The sequence below is a fragment of the Caldimonas sp. genome, assembly GCF_046289365.1.
Classification (GTDB): domain Bacteria; phylum Pseudomonadota; class Gammaproteobacteria; order Burkholderiales; family Burkholderiaceae_C; genus Caldimonas.
This window is the reverse complement of record NZ_JBKBVU010000015.1, coordinates 1-17887: the sequence shown is the minus strand read 5'-3', so window position 1 is coordinate 17887 and position 17887 is coordinate 1. Positions and strand designations below refer to the sequence as shown.

Here is a 17887-nt window from a genome sequence, read left to right as displayed (position 1 = left end):
GGGAGGGGTTCAAAGGCTCAGGGCTTGCGACGTGCCCGCGGATGGGCCGCGTCGTAGGCCCGAGCGAGGTGTTGGAAGTCCAGCCGGGTGTAGATCTGGGTGGTGGTGATGTGGGCATGGCCGAGCAGTTCCTGCACCGCGCGCAGGTCGCCGCTGGACTGCAGGAGATGCGAGGCAAAGGAATGGCGCAGCATGTGCGGATGGACCCGTGTGGGCACACCGGCCTGCAGGGCGCGCCGGGACAGGCGCACGCGGATCTGCTGGACCGACAGCCGCTTGCCGCGCTCGCTCAGCAGCAGCGCGGCCTCGTCGCTGGGCACCAGGCGCGGCCGCTGCGCCAGCCACTCGCGCAGCGCCTGCAGCGCCGCCCGCCCCACCGGCACGCTGCGCCGCTTGCCGCCCTTGCCCAATACGTGGACTTCGGCGCCGTCCAGATCGACCCAGCCGCGCGAGGCCGGTGTGGCGCGCAGGTCCAGACCGGCGAGTTCGCTGACGCGCAAGCCGCACCCGTACAGCAGCTCCACGATGCAGCGGTCGCGCGCGGCCAGCACGGGGTCGTCTGCGGCGCTCGGCCCCTGTTCGGCCAAGGCCACCGACTGCTCCACCGACAGGGCTTTGGGCAGCGTCCTGGGGGCCTTGGGAGCCTTGACGCCCTCGACAGGGTTGTGGGCGATGCCCCCCTGGCGCCCCCACCAGCGGTAGCAGCCCCGCCAGGCACTGAGCGTGCGCGCCAGGCTGCGTCCGGACAGCCCCCCCGCATGCAACCGGCCGAGCCAGCGGCGCACGTGATGGGCCTGGACCGCTTCCAGTGCCACGCCAGCCTCGTCGGCCAGCCGGGCCAGTTGTGCGAGGTCGCGCGCATAGGCGCGCAGCGTGAGCTCGGCCACGCGCCGCTGCACGCGCAGATGCTCGAGATAGCCCTCGATGGGCGGCGGCAGCGGCTCGTCCTTCATGGCCGCTCCCGCCTCAGCCTTCCGGCAGCAGGCGCGTGAGGCTGGCACTGGCCAGGTCGCCCACACGCATCAGGAACTCGGTGCCCATGTCGGCGGTGTAGCGGGTCGGGTCCGGGGAGCCCAGCACGAGCAGGCCGAACGCGTCGGTGCCCACGCCATGACGCAGCGGGATCAGGGCCACCGAGGTCACCGTGGTGGGCTCGTCCAGCCAGCCCACGGCCTCGAAGCCGGCATTCACCCCGCAATAGGGCTGCACCAGGCTGCTTGCGAAGGCGCGCGTGTCCTGGCTGGCCCCCTGGGCGAAAGGCTGGTCGGCATAGGCGCCCACCACGCCCCAGACGCGGATGCCGGCCTGGGGGATGAGGAACTGGGCCTTGAGTTCGTGCACCAGGGTGCCGGGCAGGTCGGCCGGATCGGCGGTGAGCATCAGGGCGCGCGTCCAGCGGTGCAGCTTGTCGGCGATCGCCATGTTCTCCTGGCCGTGGCGGATCATCTCCATCAGGCGCATCTCCAAGCCGCGGATCTTCTCGCGCAGCATCTCCATCTGACGCTCCTGCAGCGAGACGGCGCGATGGCCATGCGGGCTGGTGAGCTGGATGCTGGCCAGCAGCTCGGCATGGCGCTCGAAGAAGCCGGGCGTGTTGGCGAGGAAGTGGGCGATGTCGTCCTCGGTGATGCCGTGGATGCCGGAAGAAGTGCTCACAGTTCGATTTCTCCTTCAAAGACGGTCTGCGCCGGGCCGGTCATGAAGACATGGGCCTCGCCGCCCTCCCATTCGATGCGCAGCCGGCCGCCGCGCGTATCGACCTCGACCGCGGGATCGAGCAGGCCTTGGCGGATGCCGGCCACCACGGCCGCGCAGGCGCCGGTGCCGCAGGCCAGCGTCTCGCCCGCATCGCGCTCGTACACGCGCAGCTTCACGTGACCGCGGTCGATGATCTGCAGGAAGCCGGCGTTGACCTTGCGCGCAAAGCGCGGATGCCGCTCGATGCGCGGGCCCCACTGCGCCACCGGTGCATCGTCCACGTCGTCGACCCGCAAAACGGCATGGGGATTGCCCATGGACAGCACCGCCACCTCGACCGTCACATCGCCCAGGTCCAGCGGCCACAGCGGCAAGCCGGGCTGCGGGCCTGCGAGGCGGGGCGTGAGCCCCGTGGCATCGAAGGGCACGCGATCGGGCTCGAAGATCGGTGCGTTCATGTCCACCGTCACCCGGCCATCGGCCTGGGCCTGCAGCACCAGGCGGTTGTTGACGGTCTCGACCCGCAAGGGGTTGCGCTCACTCAGGCCCTTGTCGTGCACGAAGCGCACGAAGCAGCGCGCACCGTTGCCGCAGTGCTCGACCTCCTCGCCCGAGGCGCCGTTGAAGATGCGGTAGCGGAAATCGGCATCGGCCGACGAGGCGCGCTCGACCACGAGGATCTGGTCGGCCCCCACGCCCAAGCGCCGGTCGCCCAGGCGCTGCAGCTGCGCCACAGACAGCGACAGCGGGGCCGCGGTGGCGTCGATCACGACGAAGTCGTTGCCCGCCCCGTGCATCTTGGTGAAGCGCAGTTTCATGCGCCGATTATCCCCCGCCGCGCCGGCCACCGGGCGGTCAGTACAGGCGGGGTTCGCCGGGCGGGCGGGTCTTGAAACGCTTGTGCACCCACAAGTACTGGGCAGGCATGCGCTCGATCTCGCGCTCGATCCACTGGTTCATCCGCCGCGTGTCGGCCAGCGCGTCGTCGGTGGGGAAATCCGTCCAGGGCGGCAGGAAGCGCACCACATACCCCTGGCCGCCCGGCAGCATTTCGGCCACCACGGGCTGCACCACCATGTCCAGGGCGCGGGCCATGCGCGAAGGCGCCAGCAGCGTGGCCGCAGGCACGCCGAAGAAGGGCACGAAGGCCGCATCCTTGGGGCCGAAGTCCATGTCGGGCAGGTTGAAGAAGGGCTGGCCGCGGCGGATGCAGCGCATCAGCGGCTTGGCCGACTCCTTGCGCGAGAAGATCTCGGCATTGCCGAAGCGCAGCCGCCCGCGGCGCATCGCCGCGTCGAAGACCTTGTCACTCTGGGCCTGGTAGATGGAGGTGCCGGTCTTCTTCACATGCAATTGAATGGCCACGCCGGCCACGTCCAGCGCCATGAAGTGGGGGGCCAGCCACATCACCGGCTTGTCGCTGCGGTCGGCCAGGCCGATGTCGCCTTCGACGCGGATCAGGCGCTCCAAGCGGCTGCGCGAGCCGTACCACAGCAAGCCGCGCTCGAGCAGGCTGCGACCCAGCCACTGGAAGTGCTCGCGGGCCAGGGCCTCACGCTGGGGGGCGGTCCAGTGCGGAAAGCACAGCTCCAGGTTGCGCAGGGCAATGCGCCGGCGCGAACGCCCCAGCGCGAACAGCGCGCGTCCAAGGCTGCGGCCCAGACCAGCCTGCACCGGCAGCGGCAGCCAGTGCAGCAGCCACATCAGGCCGATCGCGGCGTGGCTGGCCCAGCGCCTCACGGCTGAGCTCCATCGGCCGGCAGCGTCCGCGGGCCTTTGTAGCGGTGGTAGCCCCACAGGTACTGGCCGGGGCATTGCAGGATCAGTCGTTCCATCGCACGGTTGATGCAGGCGGCCGCCGATTCTGCCTCAACGGGCAGGGCCTCCTCCAATGGCGAAAACCGCACCACATACCCCGCTCCGCGGGCCAGGCGCTCACCCCAAGCCAGCAGCACCTGGGCGCCGGTCTGGTGGGCCAGGCGTGAGGCCAGGGTCATCGTGTAGGCGGGCCGGCCAAAGAAGGGCGCCCAGACCCCCAGGCCCTCGGGCGGCACCTGATCGGGCAGCAGGCCCACCGCCTCGCCCGCCTTGAGCGCGCGGATCATCTGTCGCACGCCGGCCAGCGTCGCGGGCGCCGTCTTCAGGCCGGGGCGGTGTCGCGCCGTGTCCACCAGGTCGCGCAGCACCGCCTTGCGCGGCGGCCGGTACAGGGCGGTGAGCGGCCCGCACAAGGCGCTGAAGTGCTCGGCGTAGGCCTGTGCCGTCACTTCGAAGCACCCCAGGTGGGGGGTCAGGAAGATCAGTCCGCGTCCCTGGGCATGGGCCGCCCGGATGTGTTCGCCCCCCTCGACACGCACCCACGAGCCCAGGAGACGGTCGTGCGGACGCATCCACAGCCACGGCAGCTCGGCGGCCATGCGCCCGGCCGAGGCCACGGCCGGGCGAGCCTGCGCCCAGTCCAGGCCGGCCTGGGCGGCGTTCTCGCGGAAACGGTGCCGGTAGGCAGGGGACAGGCCAAACGCAAGCCATCCCAGGGCGGCCCCGATGTGGTGGAGCAGCCACAAGGGACATCGGGACAGCAGGCGAAAGAGGATCAACATCTGTTTCTATAATGGGCGGATCGCCGGGTTAAGGAACAACTTGCGGGGCGATGTGCAGGTGGCAAGCATAGCGAGCCCCTGCCGGGCGGGCGCCGGCTTCGGTCGGGGGCCCACCCTACAAGTACCGCTAAAGCGTTCGCCGCTCCTCCTCCAGGACCCGGGTCGGCAAACGCCCGGAGTGTCATCGAAACAGGAGGCCCTGCAGTGGCGAACGATTTTCTCTTCACGTCCGAATCCGTGTCCGAAGGCCACCCCGACAAGGTGGCCGACCAGATCTCCGACGCCATCCTCGATGCCATCTTCGAGCAGGATCCGCGCTCGCGCGTGGCCGCCGAGACCCTGTGCAACACCGGTCTGGTGGTGCTGGCCGGCGAGATCACGACCAACGCCCATGTCGACTACATCGAGGTGGCGCGCGACACCATCAAGCGCATCGGTTACGACAACACCGAATATGGCATCGACTACAAGGGCTGTGCGGTGCTGGTGGCCTATGACAAGCAGAGCAACGACATCGCCCAGGGCGTGGACCAGGCCAGCGACGACTACCTGAACATGGGCGCCGGCGATCAGGGCCTGATGTTCGGCTACGCCTGCGACGAGACGCCTGAGCTGATGCCCGCGCCGATTTACTACGCGCACCGCCTGGTCGAGCGCCAAGCCCAGTTGCGCAAGGACGGCCGCCTGCCCTTCCTGCGCCCGGATGCCAAGAGCCAGGTGACGATGCGCTATGTGGACGGCCGTCCGCACAGCATCGACACCGTGGTGCTGTCCACCCAGCACAGCCCCGACCAGAGCGAGACGCCCAAGAAGATGAAGGCCTCGTTCATCGAGGCGGTGATCGAAGAGATCATCAAGCCGGTGCTGCCCAAGGAGTGGCTGAAGGACACCAAATACCTGATCAACCCGACCGGACGCTTCGTCATCGGCGGCCCGCAGGGCGACTGCGGCCTGACCGGCCGCAAGATCATCGTCGACACCTACGGTGGCGCCTGTCCGCACGGTGGCGGGGCCTTCTCCGGCAAGGACCCGTCCAAGGTCGATCGCTCGGCCGCCTATGCCGCGCGCTACGTGGCCAAGAACATCGTTGCCGCCGGCCTGGCCCGTCAGTGCCAGATCCAGCTCAGCTACGCCATCGGCGTGGCACGCCCGATCAACGTGACCGTCTACACCGAGGGCACGGGCGTGATCCCGGACGAGAAGATCGCCGCCCTGGTCAACGAACACTTCGACCTGCGGCCCAAAGGCATCATCCAGATGCTGGACCTGCTGCGCCCGATCTATTCCAGGACTGCGGCCTACGGTCACTTCGGCCGCGAGGAGCCCGAGTTCACCTGGGAACGCACCGATAAAGCGCAGGCGCTGCGTGCAGCGGCCGGTCTGTAAGACCGGCAGGCGGCGCAGCCTCATTCTGCGCTTTTTGGGGGCGCTCATGATGCGCAGCCATGTGAGCGCTCACCAAGCTGTGGGCAGGTCAGCTGCAAGACCGGGGCGCTGGGTCGGTCGAACGGCGGTACACAGCCGCAGCGATCGAACGAAAAGCGCATGAAGCGCGTCTTTTGCCACGCTTCTGTGGGCTTGCCAGTACGCCGGCGGCACTAGCATGGCGGCTCCATGCTGAAGAAGATCCCCGTCGGCCAGGTGCGCCTGGGCATGTACCTGCATGCCCTGTGCGGCACGTCTTGGCTAGAGCATCCGTTTTGGAAAACCTCCTTCGTCCTGAAGTCTGCCGAGGACCTGGACAAGCTGTTGCGCTCGCCGGTCAAGGAGGTGGTGATCAACGTGGACAAGGGCCTGGACGTGGCGCCCGAACCCGACGCGCCAAGCTTGCCGACAGAAGGCTCGGCCGATGACGAGCGCTTGCGAGCCGAACTGCGCGCGCAAAGCCCCCACGGCCTCGAAGCGCCGCTCCCTGCGCGTACGGTGAGCCTGGAGGGCGAGCTGGAGCGCGCGCAGCGGGTGCTCACTCAAGCCAAGAAGGAAATCAAGCTCCTCTTTCAGCAGGCCCGCTTGGGCAAAGTGGTCGACACCACGCCGCTGAAAGCCCTGGCTGGGGACGTGTCGGATTCTCTGCAACGCAACCCGCACGCGCTGATCAGCTTGGCCCGACTCAAGACCAAGGACGACTACACCTATTTGCACTCGGTGGCCGTGGCCGCCTTGTGTGCCGCTTTGGCACGACAGCTTGGACTCAGCCCCGAGGAAATCCGGGAAGCGGCTCTGGCCGGGCTGCTGCACGACCTGGGCAAGGCCGCCATCGCGCTGGACATCCTGAACAAGCCGGGCCGCCTCACCCCCGAGGAATTCGCCCAGGTCCAGGCCCATCCCAGGGCAGGCTACGAGATGCTGCGGCAAGCAGGGGTGCGCTCCGAGATGGCCTTGGACGTGTGCCTGCATCACCACGAGAAGATCGACGGCAGCGGCTACCCCGATCGTCTGAAGGGCGAGGCCATCAGTCTGTACGCCAAGATGGGGGCGGTGTGCGACGTCTACGACGCCATCACCTCCGACCGCCCGTACAAGGCCGGCTGGCCGCCGGCCGAGTCGCTGCGCAAGATGGCGCTGTGGGCCAAGGAGGGCCACTTCGACGAGCGCATCTTTCAAGCCTTCGTCAAATGCGTGGGCATCTACCCCACGGGCTCGCTGGTGCGCCTGCAATCGGGCCGGCTGGGCGTGGTGCTCGAACAGAGCGAACGTTCGCTGCTGCTGCCTCGGGTGAAGGTGTTCTTCTCGACCAAATCGAACACCTATATCGTGCCCGAGGTGCTGGAGCTGGGCACGGTGCAGACCAACGACCGCATCGTCGGCCATGAGGACCCCCAGGCCTGGGGCATCGCCAACCTTGACGAACTGTGGACGGGCATTGCCGGCCGCAAGCCCTGAGATCAACGCGCCGCCAGCACGCAGCGCGCCACCTCGGCGAAGCCGGCGCCTTGCTCGGACGGCGTGACATAGCGGGGCAGGTGCTGCATCTGCGGCACGAAGCGCATGATGTTGGCCACACCGACGCTGTGCTCGAAGCGCTCGAACATGGGCTGATCGTTGGTGGAGTCGCCCACATAGGCCCAGCGGTCGAGCTCGCGCTCCAGGTCGATGCCCAGCAGTTCCCTGGCGATCCAGCAGGCGCCGCTCCACTTGCCATGCGTGCCAAACCAGCCGTTGATGTGGATCGAGCTGACAGTGGCCACCATGCCCTCGGCGTGCATCAGCGCAACGACCTGGTCGATGCGTTCGGGCGGCAGGTGCGCGAACTCGCTGTGGTCGATCGCGATGTCGGTGAGACGACCGGCGCTGTCGCGTGCCAGTCGGGCACCCGGCACCTGCGCCAGGATGCGCTGAGCCACCTCGGCCAGGCGGCGGGCGTTGCGCGCCCGCGTGGCCTCGTCCTGTACGTACAGGCGCCGACCGTCGGGCAGCACGGCCAAGGCGCCGTTCTCGGGCACGATGGCCGCCACTGGCCACTCGCGTGTCAAGGGCTCGGACCAGCCCAGCGGCCGTCCCGTGATCGGAATGACGATCAAGCCTGCATCGCGCAGCGCGTGCAAGGCGTGCAAGGCCTCGGGCGTGATCGCCCCGTCGCGGGTGAGCGTGTCGTCGATGTCGGTGAACAACCCTCGCAGGTGGCGGCGCGCCGGCACCGGCCAGGCCGATAGGGGTTGCATCGTCGGGTGCGTCCGGCGGCCTGCTGCAAGGTCAGGACCGCACGCTCGCGCAGCGGATGGAAGCGGATGTTGGGATGCCGCTCCTGCGTCAGGCGCAGGTCATAGGGCGAGGTCATCAGATAGGCCAGGGTGTCGGCCACATCCAGCGCCAGCTTGCTGCCGTTGACGTCGATGAACTTCTTGAGTTCCTCGGGCGAGTCGGCCGTGACCCAGCGGGCCCCGACGAAACGCGAGGGCATCAGACGCACGTCCACGCCATACTCGGCCTTGAGGCGGTGCTGCACCACCTCGAACTGAAGCTGGCCCACGGCCCCCAGCAGCATCGCACCGCCCTCGTGCGGACGGAAGACCTGGATGGCCCCCTCTTCGCCCAACTGCATCAGGCCGGCCTGGAGCTGCTTGCTCTTCATGGGGTTGGCCAGTTCCACCGCCTGGAAAAGCTCGGGCGCGAAGAACGGCAGCCCGGTGTACTGCAGGGCCTCGCCCTCGGTGAGGGTGTCGCCCAATTGCACGCCGCCGTGGGTGGTGAAGCCGATGATGTCGCCGGCGTAAGCCTCGTCCACCGCCTCGCGGCGCTGCGAGAGGAAGGTCACGACGCTGGTGGGGCGCAGCTCCTTGCCGGTGCGCTGCACCTTGAGCTTCATGCCCTGGGTGTAGCGGCCGGAGTACACGCGCACGAAGGCGATGCGGTCGCGGTGCGCCGGGTCCATGTTGGCCTGCACCTTGAACACCACGCCGGAGAACTGCGCCTCCTCCGGGCGCACCAGCCGCGTGGTGCTGCGGCGCGGCGCCGGCGGCGGCGCGAGGTCGACCAGGGCATCAAGCACCTCCTGCACGCCGAAGTTGTTGACGGCCGAGCCGAAGAACACCGGTGTCTGCTTGGCGGCCAGAAAGGCCTCCATATCGAAGGCCGGCGCGGCCTCGGTCAGCAGCTCGATGTTCTGTTCGGCCTGCTCGAAGTCGTGCCCGAAACGTGCCCGCAAGGCCTCGGCCTCGTCGAGCGACACGACTTCATCATCAGTCACACGGTCCTGACCCGGCTTGAACAGGCGCATGCTCCTCTGGCGCAGGTTGATGATGCCGGCAAAGGCCTTGCCTTGCCCCACCGGCCAGGTCATGGGCACGCAGGGCATGCCGAGTTCCTGCTCGATCTCGTCGAGCAAGGCGATGGGGTCGCGGCCCTCGCGGTCCATCTTGTTCACGAAGGTGAGGATGGGCGTGTCGCGCTGGCGGCACACCTCGATCAGACGCCGGGTCTGGGCCTCCACACCATTGGCCGCGTCGATCACCATCAGCGCCGAATCCACCGCCGTCAGCACGCGGTAGGTGTCTTCCGAGAAGTCCTTGTGGCCGGGCGTGTCGAGCAGGTTCACCACATGGTCGCGGTAGAGCATCTGCATCACCGAACTGGCCACCGAGATGCCACGCTGTTTCTCGATCTCCATCCAGTCGGAGGTGGCGTGGCGGCTGGCCTTGCGCGCCTTCACCGAGCCGGCGATGTGGATCGCGCCCGAGAACAGCAGCAGCTTCTCCGTCAGCGTGGTCTTGCCGGCGTCGGGGTGGGAAATGATGGCGAAGGTCCGGCGGCGCCGGGTTTCGGGGGCGAAGGACACGGAAAACTCTCCAGAGTCTCGGCCGGTGGGCCAAGGGATCGGACGCCTGGCGACGCCCGGGCACGCTTTGGGGCCGCGCGCAAAGTGCAAATGCTACCGGTTTTGGCGCCCGCGAGGCAGCCCACTGCCACATACCCCCGCCGGGGCGGCTACAATGATGGTCTGTCCGAGGAGCGTTGCAAGGCCCTCAGGCCCCAGGCTCGGACGGCTTCGATTGCAACGGCGCTCACCCGCATGTGTCCTGCCGGGTGGGTCTCGCAATGTTCTCCCCCGGTGCACAGCGGTTTTTCCACCAGGAGAAACACATGAACGCTGTCCTCAAGCCCGCCCTGTCGAGCGACCAGTACGTCATCGCCGACCTGTCGCTCGCCGACTGGGGGCGCAAGGAAATCCGGATCGCCGAGACCGAGATGCCCGGCCTGATGGCCATCCGCGAGGAATTCGCGGCCAGCCAGCCCCTGCGCGGCGCGCGCATCGCCGGCAGCCTGCACATGACGATCCAGACGGCCGTGCTGGTCGAGACGCTGCAGGCCCTGGGGGCCAGTGTGCGTTGGGCCTCGTGCAACATCTTCAGCACTCAGGACCATGCCGCCGCCGCGCTGGTGGCCCAAGGCACGCCCGTGTTCGCCTACAAGGGCGAGTCGCTGAAGGACTATTGGGACTACACCCACCGCATTTTCGAGTTCGGGCCTGCCGGCTCCGAGGCCGAAGGCCCGAACATGATTCTGGACGACGGCGGCGACGCCACGCTGCTGATGCACCTGGGCCGGCGCGCCGAGCAAGACCCCTCTGTACTGGACAAACCGGGCAGCGAGGAAGAGCGCGAGCTTTTCGCCGCGATCCGGGCCAAACTCGCCCAGGACCCGACCTGGTACAGCCGCAAGAGCGCGAAGATCATCGGCGTGACCGAGGAAACCACCACCGGTGTGCACCGCCTCAACGAGATGAGCGCGCGCGGCACCCTGCTCTTCCGCGCCATCAATGTCAACGACAGCGTCACCAAGAGCAAGTTCGACAATCTCTATGGCTGCCGCGAGTCGCTGGTGGACGGCATCAAGCGCGCCACCGACGTGATGATCGCCGGCAAGATCGCGGTGGTGTGCGGCTACGGCGACGTGGGCAAGGGTTCGGCCCAGGCGCTGCGCGCCTTGTCGGCCCAGGTGTGGGTGACCGAGATCGACCCCATCAACGCGCTGCAGGCGGCCATGGAAGGTTATAAGGTCGTCACGATGGACTACGCCTGCGACAAGGCCGACATCTTCGTCACAGCCACCGGCAACAAGCATGTGATCACCCATGACCACATGCTGAAGATGAAGGACCAGGCCATCGTCTGCAACATCGGCCACTTCGACAACGAGATCGACATCGCCTCGATCGAGCAGTACCGCTGGGAGGAGATCAAGCCCCAGGTGGACCATGTCATCTTCCCCGACGGCAAGCGCATCATCCTGCTGGCCAAAGGCCGCCTGGTGAATCTGGGCTGCGCCACGGGCCACCCGAGCTACGTGATGTCGTCGAGCTTCGCCAACCAGACGCTGGCGCAGATCGAGCTGTACACCAAGCCCGGCCAGTACGAAGTGGGCAAGGTCTACGTGCTGCCCAAGCACCTGGACGAGAAGGTGGCGCGCCTGCAACTGTCCAAGCTCGGCGCCATGCTCACCGAGCTGACGGACGAGCAGGCGGCCTACATCGGCGTCAGGAAAGAAGGCCCCTACAAGCCCGACACCTACAGGTATTGATGGACCACCCCCTGCGGCCGCCCCCCTCCAGGGGGCGGCGCTGGCGGACCGGCCCCGCCGGATCCGCGGCGTGCGCCGGATGTCTGAGGCTTCGATGATGCGAGCGGATCAATTGCTGGTGCAGCAGGGCTTGGCACCGTCGCGTTCGGCGGCCCAGCGGCTGATCGAGCGTGGGGCCGTGCGCTGGAAGGGGCCGCAGGGCTGGCAGGTGCCGAAGAAGGCGGGGGAGGACCTGCCCGAAGGCTGCACGCTGCAGGTGACCGACGATGCCGAGCTGCGCTTCGTTTCCCGTGGCGGACTCAAGCTGGAGGGGGCCCTGCGCGAGAGCGGCCTGGACGTGCGCGGCTGGCGCTGCCTGGACGTGGGCCAGAGCACCGGCGGCTTCACCGACGCGCTGCTGCACGCCGGGGCGGCCGCGGTGGTGGGGCTGGAGGTGGGCCAGGCGCAACTGCACGAGCGCCTGCGCTGCGATGCGCGCGTGACGGTCTACGAAGGCCTCAATGCGCGCTCGCCCGAGGGCACGGCCTTCGCACGTGAACAGGCACCGGCCAGTTTCGATCTGATGGTGGGCGATCTGTCCTTCATCTCGCTGACCCTGGTGCTGCCGGCGCTGGCGCCTTGGCTCAAGCCCGGCGCCCAGGTGCTGATGCTGGTGAAGCCACAGTTCGAGCTGAGCCCCGGCCAGGTGGGCAAAGGCGGGCTGGTGAAAGACGCCGGCCTGTACCCGCTGGTAGAGCAGCGCCTGCGCACGGCTTGCCAGGCCCTGGGCTGGGTGGTGCGCGGCTGGTTCGAAAGCCCCATCACCGGCGGCGACGGCAACCGCGAGTTCTTCATCTGGGCGCACACGCCGGGCTGACCCCCACCCGAACACACAAGAGAGGATCCGATGAAAGCCACCCAGAACCGGCTGCCGATCAGCCTGGAGTTCTTCCCGCCCAAGACCGCCGAAGGCGCGGTCAAGCTCGCGGCCGCGCGCGCGCAGCTCTACGCGTTGAAGCCCGAGTACTGCTCGGTGACCTACGGCGCCGGGGGATCCACCCAGGACGGCACCGTGCAGACGGTGCAAGCCATCCTGTCCGAAGGCGTGGACGCTGCGCCGCACTTCTCCTGCATCGGCGCCACCCGCGACAGCGTGCGCGCCCAGCTCGCGCAGTTCCGGCACATGGGCATCCGCCGCCTGGTGGCCTTGCGTGGCGACCTGCCCAGCGGCTACGGCAGCTTTGGCGAGTTCCGCCATGCCAGTGACCTGGTTGCCTTCATCCGCGCCGAGACAGGCGATCACTTCCACATCGAGGTGGCCGCCTACCCCGAGATGCACCCGCAGGCCCGCTCGCCCGAGGCCGACCTGCAGGCCTTCGCCACCAAGGTGCGCTCCGGGGCGAATGCGGCGATCACGCAGTACTTCTTCAACAGCGACGCCTACTTCCGCTTCGTCGATGATGCGCACAAGCTCGGCGTGGATGTGCCCATCGTCCCGGGCATCATGCCCATCACCAATTCCTCGCAGCTCATGCGCTTTTCCGACGCCTGCGGCGCCGAGATCCCGCGCTGGATCCGGCTGCGGCTGATGGCTTACGGCGACGACAAGGCCTCGATCCAGGCCTTCGGGTTGGACGTGGTCAGCGACCTTTGCGACCAGTTGCGCACGGCCGGTGCGCCGGGCCTGCACTTCTACACGATGAACCAGGCCAACGCCACGCTGCAGATCTGCGAGCGGCTGGGCTTGGCCTGAGAAGACCTCAGCCGCGCTCCCACATCACCCCTTCTTCGGTGAGGAGGGTGTCGAGGCAGGCCTCCCCGGGCAGGGGCTTGAGCAGCGGCAGGAAGCCGTGTGCATAGCCCAGGCCCACCGACCAGGGACGCGGATGCAGCGCCGCCAGCGTGCGGTCGATGAAGCCGCCGCCATAGCCCAGGCGCAGGCCCGCCGGCCCAAAGCCGACGCAGGGCACCAGCAGCAGTTCGGGCTCGAAGGTCTCGGTGTCCTTGGGCTTGGGAATGCCGTAGGCGTCCTCCTCCATCGGGCAGCCCGGGAACCACACATGGAAGCGCAACCGGCCGCTGGCCTTGTCCACCACGGGCAGGCCGATCTGGCGCGTCGTGCCCTCAGGAGCCCCCTCCTGCCAGCGGTACAGCGCCGGCAGCGGGTCGAACTCGCCCTTGATGGGCCAGTAGGCGCCGATGCGGGTCTCACGCCGGCCCACCAGCCAGCTCCGCAGCACCGTCTGCAGCCCCACGGCCCGCTCCAGCCGGTCGGGCAGGGCCTGGCGGGCGGCCAGCAGGCGCTCGCGCAACGCGCGGCGGTCTTGGTCGGGTGAGCTCATCGGGGCGGTCTCCTCCTGGGCCACAGGCCCTTGCCGGTGCCGGGGATTGTGCCTGGGCAAGGCCATCGCGCGCGCTCGGGCTTGCCCGGCCATCGGAGCCCATTCATGGCAGGATCAGTCCATGGACGCCGCCATCGTCAAGCGCTGGTTCGAGGACATGCCCTTGCCCCTGGGCCCGGGCGGCTGGGCCTCGCTGGCGCTGTGGCTGCTGGGCCTGTTCTTCATGGCCGCCGCCTTTCGCAGCCTGCTGCGCGCCCGGCCACTGGGCCTGCTGGTCCACACCCTGGTGGGGCTCGTGCTGCTGGTGAGCGGGGTGGCGATCAGCCTGATCGGGCTGGGGATGCACGGCTACCGTGCGCTCACGCATGAACAGGTGGCCGCTCACATCCGCATCGAGCCGCTGGGGCCACAGCACTTCCGCGCCCACTTCACCTTGCCCGACGGCCGCCGCCAGGCTTTCGAGCTGCGCGGCGATGCGCTCTACGTGGATGCCCACGTGCTGAAGTGGAAGCCGGTGGCCCACCTGCTGGGCCTGCACACCGCCTATGAGCTGGACCGCGTAGCGGGCCGTTATCTCTCGCTCGACCAGGAACGCGCGGCCGAGCGCACGGTGCACAGCCTGCGCCTGGACCGGCCGGTGGATCTGTTCACCCTGCGCGAGCGCTTCGGCTGGCTGTCGGGCCTGCTCGACACCGACTACGGCTCGGCCAGCTTCAAGGCCGTGAACGGAGCCAGCGAGATGGAGCTGCGCGTGTCCACCACGGGACTGCTGCTGCGGGCCGTTGCGCCCGGGACCCCTTTGCCCGCCGACTGACCGGCCCACCGGTTCCGGCGCAGCCCGGCCAGGCGGCGGCCTCGAATCATCCGATGTTCAGGTCGCTGTACACCAGTTTTGGCGACAATGGCGGGTCGTTATCGCCTGCATGAATACCGCCCTGCTCCGCGCCACCTGGCGCCACCCCGAATTCCGTCTCGGCGCCCGCCACATGGTGAGCTTGGCGCTGGGCATCGCGGCCTGGGGGCTGGTGACCGGCGTGGCGATGGTCAAGTCTGGGCTGTCGGTGCCGCTGGCGCTGTTCATGACCTTCTTCGTGTTCGCCGGCAGCGCCCAGCTCGCCGCGCTGCCGCTGATGGCCGCCGGCGCGCCGATGTGGGTGGTGTGGGCCGCGGCCACCTGCGTGAACCTGCGCTTCGTGATCTTCAGCGCGATGTGGCGGCCCTACTTCGCACGCTTCCCGCTGCGCCAGCGCTGTGTGCTGGGCTATTTCAGCGGTGACCTGAACTACGTGATGTTCATGAAGCGCTTCCCCGATCCCGAACACCGGGTGGAGGATCAGATGCCCTACTACTGGGGCGGCGTGGCGACGAACTGGATCGCCTGGCAGAGCGCCTCGGTGCTGGGCATCGTGCTGGCCAACGTGATCCCGCCCGCATGGGGTTTGGGCTTTGCCGGCGTGCTGGCGCTGCTGGGCGTGATGTGCTCGCTGCTGAAGGAACGCTCCACCTGGGTGGCCGCTGGCGTGGCCGGTGCCGCTGCGGTGGCGGCCTATGCCCTGCCGCTCAAGCTCAACATCGTGGTGGCCATTGCCGCTGCCGTGGCCGCCGGCCTGGCGATGGAGGCGGCCGAGCGCGCCTGGAAGCGCGCACGCCGTCCAGGAGCAGGGACATGATGAGCCCCTGGGAAGCGGTCCTCACGATCGCCGGGCTGGGCGTGATCACCGTGCTCACGCGCAGCTTCTTCCTGCTGCCCGAGCGCGAGCTGCACCTGCCCGGCTGGGTCAAGCGCGGCTTGAAGTACGCCCCGCTGGCCGCGCTGGCGGCCGTGATCGCGCCCGAAGTGCTGATGACCCAGGGGGAGCTGATCACCACCTGGCGCGACGCCCGGATCTTCGGGCTGGCGGCTGCCACGGCTTACTACTTCTGGCGCCGCGACATCCTGGGCACCATCCTCGTGGGCATGGCCCTGTACCTGCCGCTGCGGCTGGGGCTGGGCTGGTGAAGGCGCTCACGCCCCGAGCGTGGCATCCACCAGCAGCAGTGCGAACAACCCGAAGAGGTAGGTGATCGAGTAGCGGAACAGCGGCAAAGCCACGCGCAGGTCGCGCTGCAGCTTCCAGGCCATCGCCACGAAGCGCATGCCCAGCAGCGCCGCCCCGGCCAGGTAGAGCCCACCGCCCAGTCCGAGGGCCGCCGGCAGCAGACTCACCGCCACCAGCGCCAGCGTGTAGCCCAGCACCCGCCGCGCCGTGTAAGCCACCCCATGGGTGACCGGCAGCATCGGCACGCCCACGCGCGCATAGTCCTCACGCCGGTCGATGGCCAGAGCCCAGAAATGCGGCGGGGTCCAGATGAAGATGATGAGGAACAGCAGCCAGGCGCCCGGCTCGACCTGGCCCGTGACGGCCACCCAGCCCAGCAGCGGCGGAGCCGCGCCGGCCGCCCCGCCGATCACGATGTTCTGCGGCGTGGCATGCTTCAAGTACAGGCTGTAGATGCCCGCATACCCCACGAGCGAGGCCAGGGTGAGCCCCGCGCACAGCGGGTTGGTGCCCCACCACAGTACGGCCCAGCCGGCCAGCCCCAGCACCAGCGAAAACACCCCCACCTGCCAGACACTCAACTGCCCGCGCGGCAAGGGCCTGTGACGGGTGCGGGCCATGCGTGCATCCACATGGCGGTCCACCAGATGGTTGAGTGCCGCGGCGCTCGCGGCCATCAGGGCAATGCCCAGCAGGCCGGCCAGCACGGGCCATGGGTCGGGGTGCAGCGGCCGGGCCAGCCACATGCCCACCCAGGCCGTGAAGAGCATCAGCAGCACCACACGCGGCTTGGTGAGCGACAGATAGGCCCGCCACGACACGGCCGGCGCACCCGCCACCAGGGTCAGTCCCCGCTGACGGGTACGGCCGACAGGGTGCAAGGCCATGGACACCGCCCTTTCAGCGGAAGAAGGTCAGCCGGGAGGTGAGCGTGTGGTCGGCCTCGGCCGCCATCAGGCCCACCAGCACCAGCAGCAGCAGCGGGGGCAGCACGATGGCCGTCACCAGGGCCACACGCTCCCAGGCCAGGTGCATGAAGACGGCCATGATCAGCCCGGCCTTGAGCAGCATGAAGACCAGGATCAGGCCCCAGCGCCACAGCCCCTGGATCTGGAGGTAGTCCACCATGTACGACAGCGCGCTGAGCACGAACAGCAGCCCCCAGATCTTCAGGTACAGGCTGATGGGGTGCTGTTGGGAATGTTCTTGGTCCATGACCCCTCACCACAGGTAGAAAAAGGCGAAGATGAAGACCCACACCAGATCGACGAAGTGCCAGTACAGCCCGACGATCTCGACGATCTGGTAGTTGCCCCGGCGGTCGTAGTCCCCGCGCAGCAGCTTCCAGCTCACCACGAAGAGCAGGATCACCCCGCCCGTGACGTGCAGGCCATGGAAGCCGGTGATCATGAAGAAGCTGGCCCCGAACTGCGCCGCGCCGAAGGGGTTGCCCCAGGGCCGCACGCCCTCGAGAATGAGCTTGGACCACTCGAAGGCCTGCATCAACACGAAGGTCTCGCCCAGCGCAGCCGTCAGCAGCATCAGGGCGGCAGCATTGACCTTGTCGCGCCGGTAAGCGCAGTTCACCGCCATGGCCATCGTGCCGCTGCTGGTGATCAGCACGAAGGTCATGATGGCAATCAGCAGCAGCGGCACATCCGTCCCGCCCACGTGCAGCGAGAACACCTGGCTGACGTTGGGCCAGTCCACCGTGGTCGAGGCCCGCACCGTCATGTAGCCGGTGAGGAAGGAGCCGAAGACGAAGGTGTCGCTGAGCAGAAAGATCCACATCATCGCCTTGCCCCAGGACACCTGGAAGGCCTGGCGGTCGCTGGACCAGTCGGCCACCAGCTCGCGCCAGCGGCCGGCCCCGGCGCGGGCGGCGCCTGCGGGCGAGGACGGTGGGACGGGGATGCTGCTCATGCCAGGCTCCTCAGGCCGTGCCGCACAGGTAGGCCACGAGCTCGGGCGTGAGCCAGCCCAGCGCGGCAAAGAGCACGACCCACACCGCCAGCAGGAAATGCCAGTAGCGCGCGCACAGGCCCAACCGCCACGCCGCAGCCTGCGCTTGCGGCGCGCGGGCCAGGGCGCGCACCGCCACGGCCCAGCCCACCAGGCCGCCCAGCACGTGCAGGGCATGCAAGGCGGTGAGCAGGAAGAAGAAGCTGGCCGCCGGATTGCCCACCGGCATCACCTGGGCCTCGCGCAGCAC

19 protein-coding genes, 1 pseudogene and 1 riboswitch are annotated in these 17887 nt (G+C 68.5%); of the genes and pseudogenes, 8 read left to right on the top strand and 12 right to left on the bottom strand.

Going from position 1 to position 17887, the window contains the following annotated elements; genetic code table 11:
- Positions 1-17 precede the first annotated feature (17 nt).
- Genes xerC through ACK42S_RS03000 form a run of 5 tightly spaced genes read right to left on the bottom strand, consistent with a single transcriptional unit; the run spans position 18 to position 4298 of the window.
- Entirely contained in the window at positions 18-953 is a 936-nt protein-coding gene (gene xerC, locus ACK42S_RS03020; protein WP_409703106.1) for a tyrosine recombinase XerC, read from the bottom strand.
- A gap of 13 nt (positions 954-966) precedes the next feature.
- Complete coding sequence (locus tag ACK42S_RS03015) at positions 967-1656, bottom strand: DUF484 family protein (protein WP_409703103.1); 690 nt, start codon at positions 1654-1656, stop codon at positions 967-969.
- Positions 1653-2516 (bottom strand): diaminopimelate epimerase, encoded by an 864-nt coding sequence (gene dapF / locus ACK42S_RS03010; protein ID WP_409703100.1) that lies wholly within the window; start codon positions 2514-2516, stop codon positions 1653-1655. Before dapF ends, ACK42S_RS03015 begins: the two co-directional genes overlap by 4 nt.
- A gap of 37 nt (positions 2517-2553) precedes the next feature.
- Positions 2554-3438, bottom strand: coding sequence for a lipid A biosynthesis acyltransferase (locus ACK42S_RS03005; protein ID WP_409703097.1), 885 nt, complete (start codon positions 3436-3438; stop codon positions 2554-2556).
- Positions 3435-4298, bottom strand: a complete 864-nt coding sequence (locus tag ACK42S_RS03000) for a lysophospholipid acyltransferase family protein (protein WP_409703094.1) — start codon at positions 4296-4298, stop codon at positions 3435-3437. Before ACK42S_RS03000 ends, ACK42S_RS03005 begins: the two co-directional genes overlap by 4 nt.
- A 204-nt stretch (positions 4299-4502) precedes the next feature.
- Between ACK42S_RS03000 and metK the strand changes: the two genes are divergently transcribed.
- Both metK and ACK42S_RS02990 read left to right on the top strand, forming a co-directional pair.
- Positions 4503-5684 carry a methionine adenosyltransferase gene (metK, locus tag ACK42S_RS02995; protein WP_409703092.1) on the top strand — a complete coding sequence of 394 codons (1182 nt, stop codon included), beginning with the start codon at positions 4503-4505 and terminating at the stop codon, positions 5682-5684.
- 228 nt (positions 5685-5912) lie between these two features.
- Positions 5913-7181 (top strand): HD-GYP domain-containing protein, encoded by a 1269-nt coding sequence (locus tag ACK42S_RS02990; protein ID WP_409703089.1) that lies wholly within the window; start codon positions 5913-5915, stop codon positions 7179-7181.
- A 2-nt stretch (positions 7182-7183) separates the two neighbouring features.
- Here ACK42S_RS02990 and ACK42S_RS02985 read toward each other — a convergent pair whose 3' ends face one another.
- Together ACK42S_RS02985 and ACK42S_RS02980 are read right to left on the bottom strand one after the other, a co-directional pair.
- Positions 7184-7909: an HAD family hydrolase gene (locus tag ACK42S_RS02985; RefSeq protein ID WP_409703086.1), complete on the bottom strand. Its 726-nt coding sequence runs from the start codon at positions 7907-7909 to the stop codon at positions 7184-7186.
- Positions 7816-9573 (bottom strand): peptide chain release factor 3, encoded by a 1758-nt coding sequence (locus ACK42S_RS02980; RefSeq protein ID WP_409703083.1) that lies wholly within the window; start codon positions 9571-9573, stop codon positions 7816-7818. Before ACK42S_RS02980 ends, ACK42S_RS02985 begins: the two co-directional genes overlap by 94 nt.
- Before the next feature lie 162 nt (positions 9574-9735).
- Positions 9736-9808, top strand: a riboswitch (S-adenosyl-L-homocysteine riboswitch).
- 70 nt (positions 9809-9878) lie between these two features.
- Here ACK42S_RS02980 and ahcY point away from each other — a divergent pair.
- From ahcY to metF, 3 genes are all read left to right on the top strand, one after another.
- On the top strand, positions 9879-11315 hold the full coding sequence (gene ahcY / locus ACK42S_RS02975) for an adenosylhomocysteinase (protein ID WP_409703080.1): 1437 nt from the start codon (positions 9879-9881) through the stop codon (positions 11313-11315).
- 97 nt (positions 11316-11412) lie between these two features.
- Positions 11413-12171, top strand: a complete 759-nt coding sequence (locus ACK42S_RS02970; protein WP_409703158.1) for a TlyA family RNA methyltransferase — start codon at positions 11413-11415, stop codon at positions 12169-12171.
- Between the two features lie 30 nt (positions 12172-12201).
- Positions 12202-13047: a methylenetetrahydrofolate reductase [NAD(P)H] gene (gene metF, locus ACK42S_RS02965; protein ID WP_409703077.1), complete on the top strand. Its 846-nt coding sequence runs from the start codon at positions 12202-12204 to the stop codon at positions 13045-13047.
- Positions 13048-13054: 7 nt separating this feature from the next.
- Here the strand turns inward: metF and ACK42S_RS02960 are convergent, their stop codons facing one another.
- Positions 13055-13636, bottom strand: coding sequence for a 5-formyltetrahydrofolate cyclo-ligase (locus ACK42S_RS02960; protein WP_409703074.1), 582 nt, complete (start codon positions 13634-13636; stop codon positions 13055-13057).
- Positions 13637-13757: 121 nt separating this feature from the next.
- On the opposite strand from ACK42S_RS02960, the gene ACK42S_RS02955 reads away from it, so the two are divergent.
- The 3 genes from ACK42S_RS02955 (at position 13758) to ACK42S_RS02945 (ending at position 15635) form a co-directional block, all read left to right on the top strand.
- A complete protein-coding gene (locus tag ACK42S_RS02955) occupies positions 13758-14450 on the top strand; it encodes a hypothetical protein (protein ID WP_409703071.1) in 693 nt (230 codons plus the stop codon).
- A gap of 109 nt (positions 14451-14559) precedes the next feature.
- On the top strand, positions 14560-15306 hold the full coding sequence (locus ACK42S_RS02950; RefSeq protein ID WP_409703068.1) for an AzlC family ABC transporter permease: 747 nt from the start codon (positions 14560-14562) through the stop codon (positions 15304-15306).
- The gene (locus ACK42S_RS02945; RefSeq protein WP_409703154.1) at positions 15306-15635 is read left to right on the top strand and encodes an AzlD domain-containing protein; all 330 of its coding nucleotides are present in this window, start codon (positions 15306-15308) and stop codon (positions 15633-15635) included. The genes ACK42S_RS02950 and ACK42S_RS02945 overlap by 1 nt, the downstream gene beginning before the upstream one ends.
- Before the next feature lie 6 nt (positions 15636-15641).
- Here the strand turns inward: ACK42S_RS02945 and ACK42S_RS02940 are convergent, their stop codons facing one another.
- From ACK42S_RS02940 to ACK42S_RS02925, 4 genes and pseudogenes are all read right to left on the bottom strand, one after another.
- On the bottom strand, positions 15642-16562 hold the full coding sequence (locus ACK42S_RS02940; RefSeq protein ID WP_409703065.1) for a heme o synthase: 921 nt from the start codon (positions 16560-16562) through the stop codon (positions 15642-15644).
- A gap of 13 nt (positions 16563-16575) precedes the next feature.
- A complete protein-coding gene (locus tag ACK42S_RS02935; protein ID WP_409703062.1) occupies positions 16576-16890 on the bottom strand; it encodes a cytochrome C oxidase subunit IV family protein in 315 nt (104 codons plus the stop codon).
- A gap of 6 nt (positions 16891-16896) precedes the next feature.
- Entirely contained in the window at positions 16897-17598 is a 702-nt protein-coding gene (locus ACK42S_RS02930) for a cytochrome c oxidase subunit 3 (protein WP_409703059.1), read from the bottom strand.
- Between the two features lie 10 nt (positions 17599-17608).
- Positions 17609-17887 (bottom strand): annotated as a pseudogene (locus tag ACK42S_RS02925) (bb3-type cytochrome oxidase subunit III); the annotation flags it as partial.

Bases quoted from the DNA above. Each gene is read 5' to 3' on its own strand.
- ACK42S_RS02970 (WP_409703158.1), top strand. From the start codon at position 11,413: ATGCGAGCGGATCAATTGCTGGTGCAGCAGGGCTTGGCACCGTCGCGT.
- ACK42S_RS02990 (WP_409703089.1), top strand. From the start codon at position 5,913: ATGCTGAAGAAGATCCCCGTCGGCCAGGTGCGCCTGGGCATGTACCTG.
- ACK42S_RS02945 (WP_409703154.1), top strand. From the start codon at position 15,306: ATGAGCCCCTGGGAAGCGGTCCTCACGATCGCCGGGCTGGGCGTGATC.
- ACK42S_RS02950 (WP_409703068.1), top strand. From the start codon at position 14,560: ATGAATACCGCCCTGCTCCGCGCCACCTGGCGCCACCCCGAATTCCGT.
- metF (WP_409703077.1), top strand. From the start codon at position 12,202: ATGAAAGCCACCCAGAACCGGCTGCCGATCAGCCTGGAGTTCTTCCCG.
- xerC (WP_409703106.1), bottom strand. From the start codon at position 953: ATGAAGGACGAGCCGCTGCCGCCGCCCATCGAGGGCTATCTCGAGCAT.
- ACK42S_RS03000 (WP_409703094.1), bottom strand. From the start codon at position 4,298: ATGTTGATCCTCTTTCGCCTGCTGTCCCGATGTCCCTTGTGGCTGCTC.
- ACK42S_RS02955 (WP_409703071.1), top strand. From the start codon at position 13,758: ATGGACGCCGCCATCGTCAAGCGCTGGTTCGAGGACATGCCCTTGCCC.
- ahcY (WP_409703080.1), top strand. From the start codon at position 9,879: ATGAACGCTGTCCTCAAGCCCGCCCTGTCGAGCGACCAGTACGTCATC.
- ACK42S_RS02935 (WP_409703062.1), bottom strand. From the start codon at position 16,890: ATGGACCAAGAACATTCCCAACAGCACCCCATCAGCCTGTACCTGAAG.
- ACK42S_RS02940 (WP_409703065.1), bottom strand. From the start codon at position 16,562: ATGGCCTTGCACCCTGTCGGCCGTACCCGTCAGCGGGGACTGACCCTG.
- dapF (WP_409703100.1), bottom strand. From the start codon at position 2,516: ATGAAACTGCGCTTCACCAAGATGCACGGGGCGGGCAACGACTTCGTC.
- ACK42S_RS02930 (WP_409703059.1), bottom strand. From the start codon at position 17,598: ATGAGCAGCATCCCCGTCCCACCGTCCTCGCCCGCAGGCGCCGCCCGC.
- ACK42S_RS02960 (WP_409703074.1), bottom strand. From the start codon at position 13,636: ATGAGCTCACCCGACCAAGACCGCCGCGCGTTGCGCGAGCGCCTGCTG.